16 protein-coding genes are annotated in these 12,647 nt (G+C 39.3%); 11 read left to right on the top strand and 5 right to left on the bottom strand.

Annotation, left to right across the window (positions count from 1 at the left end):
* Positions 1–94: 94 nt before the first annotated feature.
* Positions 95–448, top strand: a complete 354-nt coding sequence (locus tag CEQ83_RS17395; protein ID WP_099331212.1) for a DUF4181 domain-containing protein — start codon at positions 95–97, stop codon at positions 446–448.
* On the opposite strand, the gene CEQ83_RS17390 is transcribed toward CEQ83_RS17395, so the two are convergent.
* Positions 423–605 (bottom strand): hypothetical protein, encoded by a 183-nt coding sequence (locus tag CEQ83_RS17390; RefSeq protein WP_108674812.1) that lies wholly within the window; start codon positions 603–605, stop codon positions 423–425. The genes CEQ83_RS17395 and CEQ83_RS17390 overlap by 26 nt on opposite strands.
* A 146-nt stretch (positions 606–751) precedes the next feature.
* Entirely contained in the window at positions 752–1,765 is a 1,014-nt protein-coding gene (locus tag CEQ83_RS17385; protein ID WP_099331210.1) for a S66 family peptidase, read from the bottom strand.
* 148 nt (positions 1,766–1,913) lie between these two features.
* Here CEQ83_RS17385 and CEQ83_RS17380 point away from each other — a divergent pair, with 148 nt between their 5' ends.
* Together CEQ83_RS17380 and CEQ83_RS17375 are read left to right on the top strand one after the other, a co-directional pair.
* Positions 1,914–2,426, top strand: coding sequence for a sigma-70 family RNA polymerase sigma factor (locus tag CEQ83_RS17380; RefSeq protein WP_108674811.1), 513 nt, complete (start codon positions 1,914–1,916; stop codon positions 2,424–2,426).
* Positions 2,427–2,445: 19 nt separating this feature from the next.
* Positions 2,446–3,609 (top strand): DUF4179 domain-containing protein, encoded by a 1,164-nt coding sequence (locus CEQ83_RS17375; protein ID WP_108674810.1) that lies wholly within the window; start codon positions 2,446–2,448, stop codon positions 3,607–3,609.
* Positions 3,610–3,655: 46 nt separating this feature from the next.
* Here the strand turns inward: CEQ83_RS17375 and CEQ83_RS17370 are convergent, their stop codons facing one another.
* Positions 3,656–4,075: a MarR family winged helix-turn-helix transcriptional regulator gene (locus CEQ83_RS17370; protein WP_108674809.1), complete on the bottom strand. Its 420-nt coding sequence runs from the start codon at positions 4,073–4,075 to the stop codon at positions 3,656–3,658.
* Positions 4,076–4,218: 143 nt separating this feature from the next.
* On the opposite strand from CEQ83_RS17370, the gene CEQ83_RS17365 reads away from it, so the two are divergent.
* The 3 genes from CEQ83_RS17365 to CEQ83_RS17355 all read left to right on the top strand — a co-directional run bounded on the left by CEQ83_RS17365 (position 4,219) and on the right by CEQ83_RS17355 (position 6,638).
* Positions 4,219–4,566, top strand: coding sequence for a DUF6054 family protein (locus CEQ83_RS17365; RefSeq protein WP_028414741.1), 348 nt, complete (start codon positions 4,219–4,221; stop codon positions 4,564–4,566).
* A 204-nt stretch (positions 4,567–4,770) separates the two neighbouring features.
* A complete protein-coding gene (locus CEQ83_RS17360; protein ID WP_108674808.1) occupies positions 4,771–5,154 on the top strand; it encodes a FixH family protein in 384 nt (127 codons plus the stop codon).
* Between the two features lie 278 nt (positions 5,155–5,432).
* Positions 5,433–6,638, top strand: coding sequence for a hypothetical protein (locus CEQ83_RS17355; RefSeq protein WP_028414739.1), 1,206 nt, complete (start codon positions 5,433–5,435; stop codon positions 6,636–6,638).
* Positions 6,639–6,778: 140 nt separating this feature from the next.
* Here CEQ83_RS17355 and CEQ83_RS17350 read toward each other — a convergent pair whose 3' ends face one another.
* Positions 6,779–7,159: a VOC family protein gene (locus tag CEQ83_RS17350; RefSeq protein WP_028414738.1), complete on the bottom strand. Its 381-nt coding sequence runs from the start codon at positions 7,157–7,159 to the stop codon at positions 6,779–6,781.
* Between the two features lie 329 nt (positions 7,160–7,488).
* Here CEQ83_RS17350 and CEQ83_RS27185 point away from each other — a divergent pair, with 329 nt between their 5' ends.
* A complete protein-coding gene (locus tag CEQ83_RS27185; protein WP_165573574.1) occupies positions 7,489–7,656 on the top strand; it encodes a hypothetical protein in 168 nt (55 codons plus the stop codon).
* Positions 7,657–8,002: 346 nt separating this feature from the next.
* Here the strand turns inward: CEQ83_RS27185 and CEQ83_RS17345 are convergent, their stop codons facing one another.
* Positions 8,003–8,932, bottom strand: a complete 930-nt coding sequence (locus tag CEQ83_RS17345; protein ID WP_108674806.1) for a DUF3298 and DUF4163 domain-containing protein — start codon at positions 8,930–8,932, stop codon at positions 8,003–8,005.
* A 425-nt stretch (positions 8,933–9,357) separates the two neighbouring features.
* Between CEQ83_RS17345 and CEQ83_RS17340 the strand changes: the two genes are divergently transcribed.
* From CEQ83_RS17340 to CEQ83_RS17325, 4 genes are all read left to right on the top strand, one after another.
* A complete protein-coding gene (locus CEQ83_RS17340; RefSeq protein WP_108674805.1) occupies positions 9,358–9,615 on the top strand; it encodes a FeoA family protein in 258 nt (85 codons plus the stop codon).
* A complete protein-coding gene (locus CEQ83_RS17335) occupies positions 9,608–10,339 on the top strand; it encodes a FeoB small GTPase domain-containing protein (protein ID WP_034267073.1) in 732 nt (243 codons plus the stop codon). Before CEQ83_RS17340 ends, CEQ83_RS17335 begins: the two co-directional genes overlap by 8 nt.
* A 13-nt stretch (positions 10,340–10,352) precedes the next feature.
* Positions 10,353–11,720, top strand: a complete 1,368-nt coding sequence (locus CEQ83_RS17330; protein ID WP_165573979.1) for a ferrous iron transporter B — start codon at positions 10,353–10,355, stop codon at positions 11,718–11,720.
* A gap of 177 nt (positions 11,721–11,897) precedes the next feature.
* Positions 11,898–12,581 carry a hypothetical protein gene (locus CEQ83_RS17325; protein WP_108674803.1) on the top strand — a complete coding sequence of 228 codons (684 nt, stop codon included), beginning with the start codon at positions 11,898–11,900 and terminating at the stop codon, positions 12,579–12,581.
* The last annotated feature ends 66 nt before the right edge of the window (positions 12,582–12,647 follow it).

Here is a 12,647-nt window from a genome sequence, read left to right as displayed (position 1 = left end):
TAAGTTGGATAAAGTTTTTTAGAGACTTGAAATTTATGGAAAGTCCTTTAAAATGGAAGTATAAGGATATTTTAAGTCGGAAGGAGGGACGGAAATGGCGCTTGTGTATTTGCTGATTCTGGCAGTCGTTTATATCTTTCTGGATCTTGCCATGCGAAAGAAGCTGAATACAAAGATGAAAAAAAGCTATTGGAGAAGCTTTAAGGGAAGGCGTCCGCTGTTTATCACACTTGAAATGGTGATGCTTGCTGCGTTTTTAGTGCTGATCTTTGTTATACCTCCAGCCTATACCTCCGTTTTTATGTTTCTTTTCTTTTTTTTCCTGTACGTAATTCGAGGATTTGAAGAATGGAAGTTTGAAAGAAAACAAAAAGAGCACTATCACTCGTGGTTTGGTGCAACTTTTTTCCTGTTTGGGACGTTTATATTACTGATGACAGATATGTAAAACAAAATTGTGAAACGACGAAATGAACCGCGGTTGATTTCCGTGCAAGACTTCGCTTTCCGCGGGCGGCCGGTGAGCCTCCTCGTCGCGAACGCTCCTGCGGGGTCTCACTTGTTCCGTTTTTCCCGCAGGAGTCTTCGTCCTGCCCTCCAATCAACCATTAGAAGCACCTACATATATGAAACAAACCTACTTGCACCATATCCATAAAAAAATCCGAACGAATTGGATTCTCCATCAGGAATCAAGTTCGTTCGAATTTTTCTTCAATTAAATAAACTACTTATATACAAGCCTCTTTTTTTACGTAAAGTATTGAACAACTGTGCCCTTATCTCTCTCTACGTTAACACTCGCATACGCGCCGTTAATAAGCGTGAGCTGAGGAGGGAGGTGGCCGCAGTCGATGTCATAGACAACGGGAATATGTAAGTCGGAGGCAAGATCATGATACACATCTTCAGCAGTGTAGAAATCAACGGGCTCATTAGCGCTGCTTCTACCGAATAAAATGCCCGAGCAGTTATCAAACCAGCCCGCTAGCTTAAGCTGAAGAAGCGAACGGCGAAGGTCTACAGTCGTCAGTTCACAGTTGTCAAAATACCAAATGACCGGTTCTGAAGGAATATGTTTTTCTCGAAAAGCTTTGACGTCTCCAAAAGAAGTGCCGGCTAAGTGTCTGATTACGTCTATACATCCCCCGAGCAGGCGCCCTTCGATATGAACGTCGCTTGACTCTGTATGTTTCCAAGCCGTTTGTTCCGTTAAATGAAACACGCATGGTGACGGGTTATCGTGCTGCCATTCTGTTTGATAGGAATCAGAAGAAACTTGAGCTACGCTTTCGCCTTCTTTGGTCGTCAGCACCTGTTGCCACATCGCAGTCGTTGGATCCCAGTATTCTCCGCGTAAATCCACAAAGTTGGTTCCATGAGCCGTTGCAATCCCGGTATTAAGTGTAATAGCCAGCAAAAGAACGCTGGTGTCAGAATAGCCAAGCACCCATTTTGTTTTCCATTTTGTAAAGTCAAGATGTTCAAGTATTTCAATGAGCAGCTCGCCTCCCCAAGGCGGAATAATGATATCAACGTTTTCATCAGCAATCATGCCTTGAAGCTCGTTTGCACGTTTTTTAGGAGAAGCAGATTTTGCTTTATGCTGCGTCCAAACGGTTTCACCCGGTATAACAGAAAAGCCTTTTTCTTTCATTCGTTCACACGATAAAGAAAACATGGAATGAAGAGCTTGAGGTACACCAGAAGAAGGTGCGGTTACGCCGATAGTTGGGTTGGATGTCAGAAAAGGATAGGTAATCATAGCGGCCTCCTTCAAAGGTTTTAGCTTATTTTACCAGCGAGAGAAATACTGAACAAGCTTATTTTTAATTTAATGTAGGAAGATTGATAGGTTTTGTAAAAAGAATCCGTATTAATAGATGTAAAAGCAAGCGGAAAGGAGCAATGTCATGGAAGATGACTGGATTGTTGTGTGTATAACACGGAAAAAAGAAAAAGGATTAGAGCTGTTAATCGATCAGTACGGAGGGTTAATTACGGCCATTGTACGTAAGCATCTAGGCACGCTGAAAGGTTATGAAGAAGAGTGTGTAAACGACGTATTGTTAGCGGTGTGGCATCATATTCACCGCTTTGATTCGGAGAAAAATACGTTTAAAAACTGGGTTGCGGCTGTTGCGAAGTATAAAGCCATTGACTATCAGCGCAAATACATAAAAACGCAGCACGAAGCGCTTGGTGAAGCGGAGTTTGGTGAAACACCAGGAGTTCATAACGTTCAAAGGGACGACTTGGAAGAACTTTTAGGTCACTTAAGTGAAGGAGACCGCGAGCTGTTTAAAGCGTATTACTTACAAGAAGTCGAGCTGAAGCAAATTGCGAAAAAACAAGAGACCACCATCAGCAATTTATATAACCGGCTGTCGCGCGGACGAAAAAAGTTAAAAGCGATTTTTAAATAAGAAATAAGGAGGGGCAGATATGAAAAATCAATATGACTTATTAAACGGATCTTCTGTAGACTTTGATGAATATGAAGAAATCGACCTAACGGCAAGCGAGAAAAAACGAATGAAAAAGCGCTTAAAACGTGAAATAAAGCCCGCGCGGAAAAAAGCGCGTCCGCTGATTGCCGCTGCGGTGCTGTTGCTTGCTGTAACACCTGTGATGATGAAAAACGAAACGGTATGGGCATCGGCTATGCGAATTAGTCAGCAGCTTGGTCAGCAAATTGAGCTGCTTATGAACAAGCCTGAAGGCAGTTTGAGCAGCTATAAAAAAGCGGTAAATGAAACGGCAACGGACCAAGGCATTCAAGTAAAAGTAAATGAAATGATGCTTGATGACGGACAGGTGCTGCTTGGGTTAACCATTAGCGCAGATGAATTTAGAAGAACGGCACTAGGTCTTAACCGAAACACCCCAATTCGACCGGGAGAGCTGCGCGTGAAAATTGGTAATATGTCGTTTTTTGATTCTGCTTCAAGTATTAGAGAGGAACCAATCAAAAACAAAGACGGAAGCTGGGACTATCTGTACGCTTTAAAACTAACGCAAGCGGACACGAACGGAGACGGGAAAATCGATGTGGAAGGCTACAGCGTGCTAGATCATATTGATCCAAACAAAAACTATCAAATCAGCGCGCAGTTCACAAGCCTCGAATTTGAAAAGAATCCTGGTCAGACGAAAAGCGGGAACTACCGGGATTCGTACGGAGAAATTAAAGGGAATTGGACCGTACACACCAGCGTAAACGGCTCAAAAATTATTGCTGATACTAAAGTGTATCCGTTAAACAAGGAAATTCCGATTAGCGAAAAGGGAATAGAAGGCGTATTGTCTATTAAAGAAGTTCGCGTATCGCCTGTTTCGATTAAAATGCACTATACGTTTACATCATCAAACGGAAGCATCCGAGGCGGAACGGATGTTGGTGTAGACATAAAAGATCAAAATGGAAGAAATCTTTCTGAAAGCGGCAGTGGAGGAGGAACAGACACAGTGATAGAGATGGACGGAGAGTACCGAAATGATAAGGACGTCACTATGCTTCGATTTATTCCGTATGTAAGTGAACACGAAAAAGACTGGTCAAAAGACTTAACTTCAGACGCCTTTAATTTGAAGGTAAATGACAACTAACACAAATAAAAACCAGAGGCCTGCTTAGCGGGCATCTGGTTTTTTATTAAATATCCATTTTATTTAACAAGCGAAGAAACGTCTGTAATTCTTCATCCGTAAAATGGCTAAGCTTTTCACCGTATTCTTTGGTGAGCACTTTTTCCATTTCTTCTGCAAACGCTTTTCCTTTACCCGTAATCGATAAGTAGACAACGCGGCGGTCTTTTTGACTGCGTACGCGCGTGACAAATTCTCTTTCCATGAGACGGTCGCTGACGCACGTCATGCTGCTGTTTGAGATATGCATATGCTCGGCAATCTCAGAAACGATATGATTGCCTTCTTTATACAGCAGGCGAAGCGCTAAAAATTCATTTAAAGGAATATATGATTTTAAAGTGGGGATAACCGACAGCTGCATTTTTTTCGTTTGGTTTCGCATCGTGGAAACCACATTTTGGATAAGTTGATCTCGTGTATTCATAGAGGTTGTATGCTCCTTTTTCCGTTCAAACAATTCTTTTTCTTTTCTATTGTACCATATTGTACATAAAGAGAAGCGGCAGGTTTTTTAGAGGGAAAAAGAGAAGTAGTAGGTATCTGTTGCGATAGAAAGGGGCTTGAGTGATGGGAAAGGTAATTGAATTTAAAACGACGCTGCTTCCTTTTGATGGAGCAAAAAAGCTTGTGAACGCAAATAATTCGGAAAGTGACTTACTATACAAAGAATATTATGACCTTGGAGACGGCAAGCAGCTGTGCACACTTGTGTTTGAACGCTATTTTTTCCGCACCGGCGGCAGAGGATCACTAACCATTATTCTAGAAAATGTGTCGGGTCCAAACAAAGTTAAGTGTATTCCTTCAGGAAGCGCAGAAGGAGTATTAAATATTGACTGGGGAGCAAGCAAAGATTTTGTACGATGGGTCGAAAACGCACTGTCTGCTTATACCCTAGAAGAACCGCAGAGATAAAGGTAAAGCTGGAGAAGGCAATACGCTTCTTCAGCTTTTTTGTGAAGGAAATGACGATTAGAGAAATGAAAAGATGTAAAAGCTACTGTAGAAATAAGAACTTTATGTGGACAATAAGCAATTTTTCTCTTTTTACCGGATAAATGAGTATAATATGAAATTGCAGGAAGACTTCACATTTACATAACAAAGGAGAACAACATAATGAAAAAACTCAGCATCGTATTATTTGTTTTAATGATAGCTATAGTAGGCTGTTCAAAGGCAAATGATTCACGTTCAAAAGAAGTAAAAGGAACGATTGAAGTACCGGAATCCATTCAAGCAAACGAACAAGTCAAGCTTAAAGTCCTTGTGACGCAAGGAGATAAAAAAGTAGAAAACGCAGATGACGTACAGTTCCAAGTTGAAAAAGAAGGCTACATCAATCAAGAAATGACAAAAGCACCGCACGAAGGAAAAGGTGTATACAGTACGGACTATACGTTTAAAGAAGACGGCGAATATATGATTACCGCTCACGTGACGGTAGATGATGACATGAAAATGTTTACGAAAAAAGTAGAGGTAGGCAAGTCTAAAGAGTAGTACCTTATATAGCCATTTAAAAAGAGAATGCCTTGTGCATTCTCTTTTTTTAATAAGTTCCTTTTTCAACGTCTTTTACCGTTGACACAAAATGGTTTAATTTTTTAATCATTTCGTTTCTTCCTAGACAGTAAACCAAACGTTAGGAAACCTATGTTAAAATTAGGATAATAACAGTAATCTTATTCAACTAACGGGACAGTCAAATTGAACAAACCCTTTTTTCTAAAAAAGAATATTCTCTTTCCTTAGGGAATTAACAATTGGGGATGAAAAGAATGAACCATTTTCTGAATCAAATTGCCAAGGACTTAACTAATACGAACGTAGAAAGGTATTGGCCAAATTTTGAACTTGTTGCCTATGCATTGTACGACCAAAACAGTGTATTCCTGTTCAATCATCCTAGGTATAATGACATTCCTCCTAAATCATATGAAATTTTAAAACGGGACGAGCAGTTTGTGGGAAATACGCTTATTCTATTTGATGGCTATCCTACGGCTATTGCTGATATGGAACTGTACGATGACTATGAAGGATTTTTTTCGATATTGGTTCACGAATTATTCCACGGAAATCAATATGTAAAAGGGGAAAAACGCTTTCCTGATGAAACGCTGGGAATAACCTATCCCTTAACAAAAGAGAATGTAGAAATTCGAAATCGCGAAAGGAAAAGTCTTTATAATGCATTGTTAGAAACTGATATCAGTAAAAAGAAGCAGTATTTGAACGAATTTATCAGCCTAAGGGAAAAAAGGACAGAAGGAATAAAAGAGCATTTAACATATGAAAACTTAATTGAATCTGTTGAAGGACCTGCCTGGTATGTTGAAATAAAGGCTTTTTCAGAAAAATCCCCGCTTGCTAATGATTTGATTTTAAAAAAATATGGGGAAAATCTAATAGACGTAGTTGAATCCACTTCCAATATAAGGCGGAGCTGTTATAGTTCAGGCTTATTTATGTGTTTGCTGCTGGATGAATTGTCACCTGATTGGAAGGAAAGTTTTTTTGATATTAATGTAACACTATTTGATTTAATTAAACGTCTTAATATTGTCCCTCGAAAACAGGCAATTGAAGATGTTCAAATAAGCCATGAAACAGAAGAAGCAGTAAATTTTGCTGTTGAATCAAGGAAGAAAGAACTTGATGAATTCGAAGCACAGATAGGAACCCATCTTTTCATTGAAGGAGAAATCATTGCTTTATCCTTTGATCCGATGAATATTGTTCCTTTGGAAGGCAGGTTATTACATAAAAATTATATAAAAGTAAGGATAATTAACCAAGAATACCTTATTCAACAACCATCCCTTGCCTATTGTGCGGTTGGATTGAAAAATATAAATAAATTACTTATCGTATTACAGGATAAACCATTGGAAACGGGTGATTCACTTTTTATCACTGGTATTGGAGAAATAAAGGGTCAGTATGAAATACAAAAAGATACGATCAATTTGGTTGTTAAATAGATTGTAAGGACGCAGTTTATAAGAAGCGGGGTCCCTTATATAATAAAGAAAACTCGCAAATTTCTACTGCGAGTTTTCTTTTGAGCCTCTATAACATAGCAATAATATTTATGAAAACAGCCTTTTTTAAGAAGGTCGCCTTAATCTACGTAGTTCGACAGCTCAATCAAATTGTAATCAGGATCTCTAATATAAACAGAAACAATAGGCCCTACAGCACCTGTACGTCTGACCGGTCCTTCTTCAATTTCTACATTATGTTTTTGTAAATGATGGATTATGCTTTCGATCTTTTCTTCTGTAATAAAACATAAATCAGCGGAACCCGGAAGAGGGTGATTTGCTTTAGGCTCAAATTCATGCCCTGTTTGATGTAGGTTTATTTTTTGATCACCAAAACGAAGCGCTACTCTTCCTTCTCCGAACGTCTCTTTCTGCATACGTAAAATAACCGTATAAAAGTGAATGGTTCTTTCAACGTCTTTTACTGTTAACACAAAATGGTCTAGTTTTTTAATCATTTCGTTTCCTCCTAACAAGGTACACTTTTTTCTTCTGACGGTAGGGTAAGTACTGGGTGAGATCTGAGAGGTTTTTCTATAAATAAGTATATCATTTGTAAAGTGGAGAATAGCCAGAGACAGCTTTATGTTCATTTCCAGTTCAAATGAGCGTTTTATAAATAGCTTATTTTCTAAAATGCTGCGGTTTTTACATCACACATTAAAAAATATGGAATTTTATGTTAATATTAAGTAGAGAGTAGCATTTATTTTAGTAACTTATTCCGGAAAGTTTGTTGATTAGATGTGTTGAAAATTTAAATACATATATGAATGGAGATGCTCGTATGCCTATGGGGATACTTTCTTTAATCACTTTTGTTATCTGGTTTGTAGCCATTCAAGAGTTTTTAAAACCTGAAAAGAATCAGAGTAACCGAAAAATAATGATGTTAACATCCGCAGGCTCCTTGCTGACGTTAGCTCTGACCATTTCACTTTTTCAAACACTATAAAAATACCTTGAAAAGCGGTTTTTCGTCTGCTACAAGAAGCGTAATGCATGCGGCCCTGAGTTCTTCCGTGGTTGTATTGGATGATTTGGTTTTCGGAAAATGATGAGGAAGGGGAGAGTAGAGATTGTGAAGAGGAACTACACATTACTGTTTTATTTTCTGTTTGTATTGTCAATGATAGGCGGCCTAGCGTTAAGAGATACGTTTTCCTATTCAATGATGGTTGGAGGCGGAATAGGGCTCACCTTTCTTTTTTGCTCCGCTTATTCTGCAGAAAAAAAGAAAAAGAAGCATGTGAACTGATGGTTCGCATGCTTCTTTTTTTATGTTTTTTTGTACGACTATCTTATTTATAAATGGTGGACGGAATTTTAAACGTATGAATGCCGTTAGAATACGGGCCGTACTCATACTCACCAAATATAATGGCAATGCCGCTACTTGTATAGTAAAACTGATCGTCTTTTAAATTTACAGACGTAAATTCATTAACCCAGAACTGAGCACCTTTTTTATTACGCGCAATCATTTCATTCCGGATATAGTTATTAACCTTGTTTAACTTAGTGTTGGTGTTAATAATATCTTTTAAGCTAATTTGTCGAGCTTTTAACAAATCGTAATTGTAAGTATCAATCCAAGCGTTGCCGTGAACGCCGCCAGCGTACGCATCATTCGTAACAGCAACACTTAAAATATTATCTTGATTGTAAGGTACAGAGTATGTCATATTACGAGAATAAGGACCTGGCGCCCAGCCGTTTTTGCGGTCTTCCTTCTCTTGTTCTTTTAGCTCGTTATGTTCTTTTTGTGCTTCTTTCGCAATATTTAAGAACTTTCGATTATAGCTAGCTTCAAATGGTTTATTGATAAGACCAGATACCTGAGGGTAATTAATGTTGCTTGCTAAAGATTTCTTCGTAACTGTTACCCCTAAGGCTTGAATTTTGTCACTAGGGGCTTTTTCATACTTAATACTTGATGACTTTTGAGCATAGGTACCCTTTGATACCCCATACAGACCACCAAATTTGCTAGATTCAGAATAAACGCGGAATACTTGCCCTTTTGTCACTTTTCTAGCCGCTACTAACTTGTTGTTTTTTATGTTGTAAAGATTCGTGTTCTTTAAAACGGTAACGCGTCCTATTTGCCCTTTAACCAGTTCCTGATTCCCCCACACGACTTTTGCTTCTGCAACTGTTTGCGGAGCAAGCGGTGAAAATAACAAAGCAAAACCTAAAACAACTGCGCTAACCCTTTTGAACCTTTTCATAAAAGCCCCCTAAAGTGATTTTTGTAGGTTTTAAAACTAATACATACTTTATTTTCCAAAAAAGCTCATTCACTAGTATAGCACAACTTTACATTTTTTTACTTTTATTAATTCCTTTTTACGTAATTATTTTTTGACTTACTTTTATTAGAAAAAATAGACCAGCACTTACCACTTTATGCCTTCAGTAAAAAGAAGAAAAAAGTCAGTTATTTACCCTGGACTAAAAAAGTTTCCTGTGGTAAACTTTCGGTATTATTATAAGTGAAAACTAAAATTTTTAAATAATTGATGCAGACAGGTTCACTTTTCTGCTTAAGCAGAATAGCCTATTACAAATCAACGAGTATATTTTTTTACCTTAAAAGTTGGTCTAACGAAAAAAATATAACCTTGTATAAAAAACAAGAAGGGGTGAAAAATAGATGGCTAGTGTAAAAAATTCTCCGCTGTCTACATTTACGACAGGTGAAACGGTGCAGCTAGAGCGAATTGAAATCGAAGGTGCCTTAAAGCGCCGCTTGTTAGATTTAGGGTTTATTCCAGGAGCCATCATCAAAGTGCTTCAAAAAAGCCCGTTAGGAGATCCTGTTGCTTATCAAGTCAGTCATACAACGATTGGTCTCAGAAAAGAAGAAAGCTCAAAAATTTATGTGAAAAAAGTAGGTGACGACGTTGAGTGAGTATCGCATTGCATTAGCAGGAAATCCGAACACGGGAAAAAGTACGTTATTTAACGGGTTAACCGGTCTTAAGCAGCACACGGGAAACTGGACGGGAAAAACTGTAGCCAAAGCAGAAGGGACGTTTGAACATCACGAGCAGCTCTACACAATCGTCGATCTGCCTGGAACGTATTCACTTTATTCAAATTCGGCAGACGAAGAAGTAGCGCGCGATTATATTTTATTTGAAAGACCTGACGTGACGGTTGTTGTGGTGGATGCAACGGCGATGGAACGAAATCTTAATCTAGCCCTGCAGGTAATGGAAATGACGGAAAACGTCGTGATTTGTGTGAACTTAATGGATGAAGCAAAGAAAAAAGGAATTGTGATTAACGAAAAAAAGCTCGCTGAATCGTTAGGGGTACCGGTTGTGCCTATATCAGCACGTAATAAAAAAGGCATTACGAATTTGCTGGATGCGATTGAAGGAGTCGTGCGCGGGGAAGTAAAGCTTACTCCTTACCAGGTGCAGTATACAAAAGAAATTGAAGCGTCACTAAAGGAGCTAGAACCTCAAGTTGCTTCTATTGTGGGAAATCAATTTCCTCTCCGCTGGATTGCTTTACGGGTTCTTGATGGAGACACGTCGTTTTTAGAAACGATTCAGCAGCATCAGCAGCAAGATATCAGCCACACAGAAAGGAGGAACAGCGCATATGGGAAATCCGTTAACTCCTGAAAACTCATTAGCGATGGAACAGCTAACGCGCTATGCGCAACAGGCAAAAGAAAAAGATCATCGTTCAAATATGGTGGCAAGCATTTATCAGTCGTCACAGCAAATATGTAAAAAAGCCGTTGTGTACCAAGACCGCTCAAAGCTTCAGCGCACGGAGAAATTGGATAAAGTCTTCACTTCGCCAATCTGGGGATTTCCGATTATGCTTGGTATTTTATCGATCATCTTTTATATCACTATAGCAGGGGCAAACGTTCCTTCTGGATTAATTGCAGAAGGGTTCGGCTGGGCGGAAGGATATTTAACAGCTTTCTTTCAAGCGATGCATGCACCAGAATGGCTACACGGAATTCTTGTATTAGGACTGTTTCGCGGTACGGGTTGGGTCATTAGCGTCATGCTGCCTCCGATGGCTATCTTTTTTCCGGTGTTTGCGCTTTTAGAAAACTACGGCTATTTGCCTCGCGTGGCGTTTAATATGGATCGTTTGTTCAAACGAGCGGGCGCACACGGCAAGCAGTCCCTGACGATGGCGATGGGGTTTGGATGTAACGCCGCAGCGATTATGTCAACGCGTATTATTGAATCGCCGCGTGAACGTATGATGGCGATTTTAACAAATAACTTTGTTCCATGTAACGGCAGATGGCCTACGCTGATTTTGTTAGCTTCTTTATTTATGGCAACAGGCTTTACAAGGAGTGCTAAAACTTTCGTAACGGCGCTTGTGGTAGTGGGAACCGTGTTATTTGGAATTGTTGTGACGCTGTTTGTATCATGGGCACTGTCTAAAACGGCACTGCGCGGAGTACCAACACACTATACGCTCGAGCTTCCGCCTTACCGTAAGCCAAAATTTGTAGATACAATTGTACGCGCAACGCTGGATAAATCGCTTTTTGTGTTAAAACGCGCGATTATTGTTGCAGCACCCGCAGCGGTGTTAACGTGGGTATTGGCTAATATCTATATTGGCGATACGAGTATTTTAATGCACTTCGTTCAGTTTCTTGATCCGTTTGCCAAGACGCTAGGGCTAGACGGGTATATACTAGCTGCTTTTATTATTGGCTTGCCGGCTAATGAAATTGTTGTACCAGTTTTACTAATGGCGTATTTATCAACAGGATCATTAATTGAAATTGAAGATGCAACAAGACTCAAACAAATTTTCCTTGATCACCACTGGACGTGGCTAACGGCTCTTAATATGATGCTGTTTTCGCTTCTGCATTTTCCGTGCGGAACAACGCTTGTGAATATTTATAAAGAAACTAAAAATGCAAAGTGGACGTTTCTTGCTTTTGCGATTCCAACAGTGATTGCGATTGGCGTTACGTTTACGGTTGCTCAAGTGGTAAAAGCGTTTAACCTTATTTAGATATGAAATAAAAGTGCAGGGCTCTTGAGAGAGTCCTGCACTTTTTTATAAGTCGCTGATTCAATAGATTTTTAGTCTTAGTGAGATTAATTGATATTTTTTAGGATAAATGGTAATTTGTATGATGTGTGTTTCTTTTATGATACGCACACATTTAACTTCTGGGGGAGAACAACTATGGCAAAAAACAAGGTGGCAGAAACCATCTGCTGGCTGGCAATCCTTGCTCTCCTTATTCTCAGTATCGGGAATGTCGTTTATAAAGGTACAAAACAAACGCTGTTATTTACGAGAGATGAGCTGAAGTCTGGAGAAGTAAGCAAAAGCTGGGAATTCTTTCGAAAAGAGCAGCAGCTCTCACAGCATAAAGCAAAAATAGAGGATTTTCGTTTAACGCTAGATAGGGATCAAAACATATCTTCTATGCGGTTTACAGTGATAGACCCTTCTGATTATAACTCCTATACGATGCTACATTACAGCTCATGTTTTTCATGTGAAGATCAAGGAGAGGACTGGTTGACGGTTACAAGTGACAAAGTTGATGGAAAGCCTGCTCAATATGACCGATTAATGACCGCAGATGAGTTTTTTTCGAAGGTAGAAATCCTTAACAACCAACACTTCTTTACAACTAGTCGCTATGCGTACACGCACCTTCATTCTTCCGGTGAGTACGAGAATACGAGTTATGACGGCCCTTACTTTGTTTTAGAGGGAACGGAGTTAAAACAACTACAAATCTCTCATTCTTCGAACAAAGATTATCATGATTACGGCAGCATACAAGTGATTGGCAGCAACAGTTCAGGTGGCTATCAGACAAGCGAGGGTACTACGAAAAGTGTCATCATTAGGTAAAAAGAAACTGCAGGTTGAGCCAAGAGAGATTAGTAGAAAAACTCACCGATAAAATGCTGAAAGGAG

This window comes from Priestia megaterium (assembly GCF_009497655.1).
Classification (GTDB): Bacteria; Bacillota; Bacilli; order Bacillales; family Bacillaceae_H; genus Priestia; species Priestia zanthoxyli.
Note: the sequence above shows the minus strand (reverse complement) of the source record. Positions and strands in the feature narration are given on the sequence as shown.

What these genes read in the sequence shown, in the direction of transcription:
- CEQ83_RS17330 (WP_165573979.1), top strand. Translation starts at nt 10,353, where the DNA reads ATGGAACAGCTAACGCGCTATGCGCAACAGGCAAAAGAAAAAGATCAT.
- CEQ83_RS17325 (WP_108674803.1), top strand. Translation starts at nt 11,898, where the DNA reads ATGGCAAAAAACAAGGTGGCAGAAACCATCTGCTGGCTGGCAATCCTT.
- CEQ83_RS17370 (WP_108674809.1), bottom strand. Translation starts at nt 4,075, where the DNA reads ATGAATACACGAGATCAACTTATCCAAAATGTGGTTTCCACGATGCGA.
- CEQ83_RS17350 (WP_028414738.1), bottom strand. Translation starts at nt 7,159, where the DNA reads ATGATTAAAAAACTAGACCATTTTGTGTTAACAGTAAAAGACGTTGAA.
- CEQ83_RS17360 (WP_108674808.1), top strand. Translation starts at nt 4,771, where the DNA reads ATGAAAAAACTCAGCATCGTATTATTTGTTTTAATGATAGCTATAGTA.
- CEQ83_RS17375 (WP_108674810.1), top strand. Translation starts at nt 2,446, where the DNA reads ATGAAAAATCAATATGACTTATTAAACGGATCTTCTGTAGACTTTGAT.
- CEQ83_RS17355 (WP_028414739.1), top strand. Translation starts at nt 5,433, where the DNA reads ATGAACCATTTTCTGAATCAAATTGCCAAGGACTTAACTAATACGAAC.
- CEQ83_RS17340 (WP_108674805.1), top strand. Translation starts at nt 9,358, where the DNA reads ATGGCTAGTGTAAAAAATTCTCCGCTGTCTACATTTACGACAGGTGAA.
- CEQ83_RS17380 (WP_108674811.1), top strand. Translation starts at nt 1,914, where the DNA reads ATGGAAGATGACTGGATTGTTGTGTGTATAACACGGAAAAAAGAAAAA.
- CEQ83_RS17365 (WP_028414741.1), top strand. Translation starts at nt 4,219, where the DNA reads ATGGGAAAGGTAATTGAATTTAAAACGACGCTGCTTCCTTTTGATGGA.
- CEQ83_RS17345 (WP_108674806.1), bottom strand. Translation starts at nt 8,932, where the DNA reads ATGAAAAGGTTCAAAAGGGTTAGCGCAGTTGTTTTAGGTTTTGCTTTG.
- CEQ83_RS17395 (WP_099331212.1), top strand. Translation starts at nt 95, where the DNA reads ATGGCGCTTGTGTATTTGCTGATTCTGGCAGTCGTTTATATCTTTCTG.
- CEQ83_RS17385 (WP_099331210.1), bottom strand. Translation starts at nt 1,765, where the DNA reads ATGATTACCTATCCTTTTCTGACATCCAACCCAACTATCGGCGTAACC.
- CEQ83_RS27185 (WP_165573574.1), top strand. Translation starts at nt 7,489, where the DNA reads ATGCCTATGGGGATACTTTCTTTAATCACTTTTGTTATCTGGTTTGTA.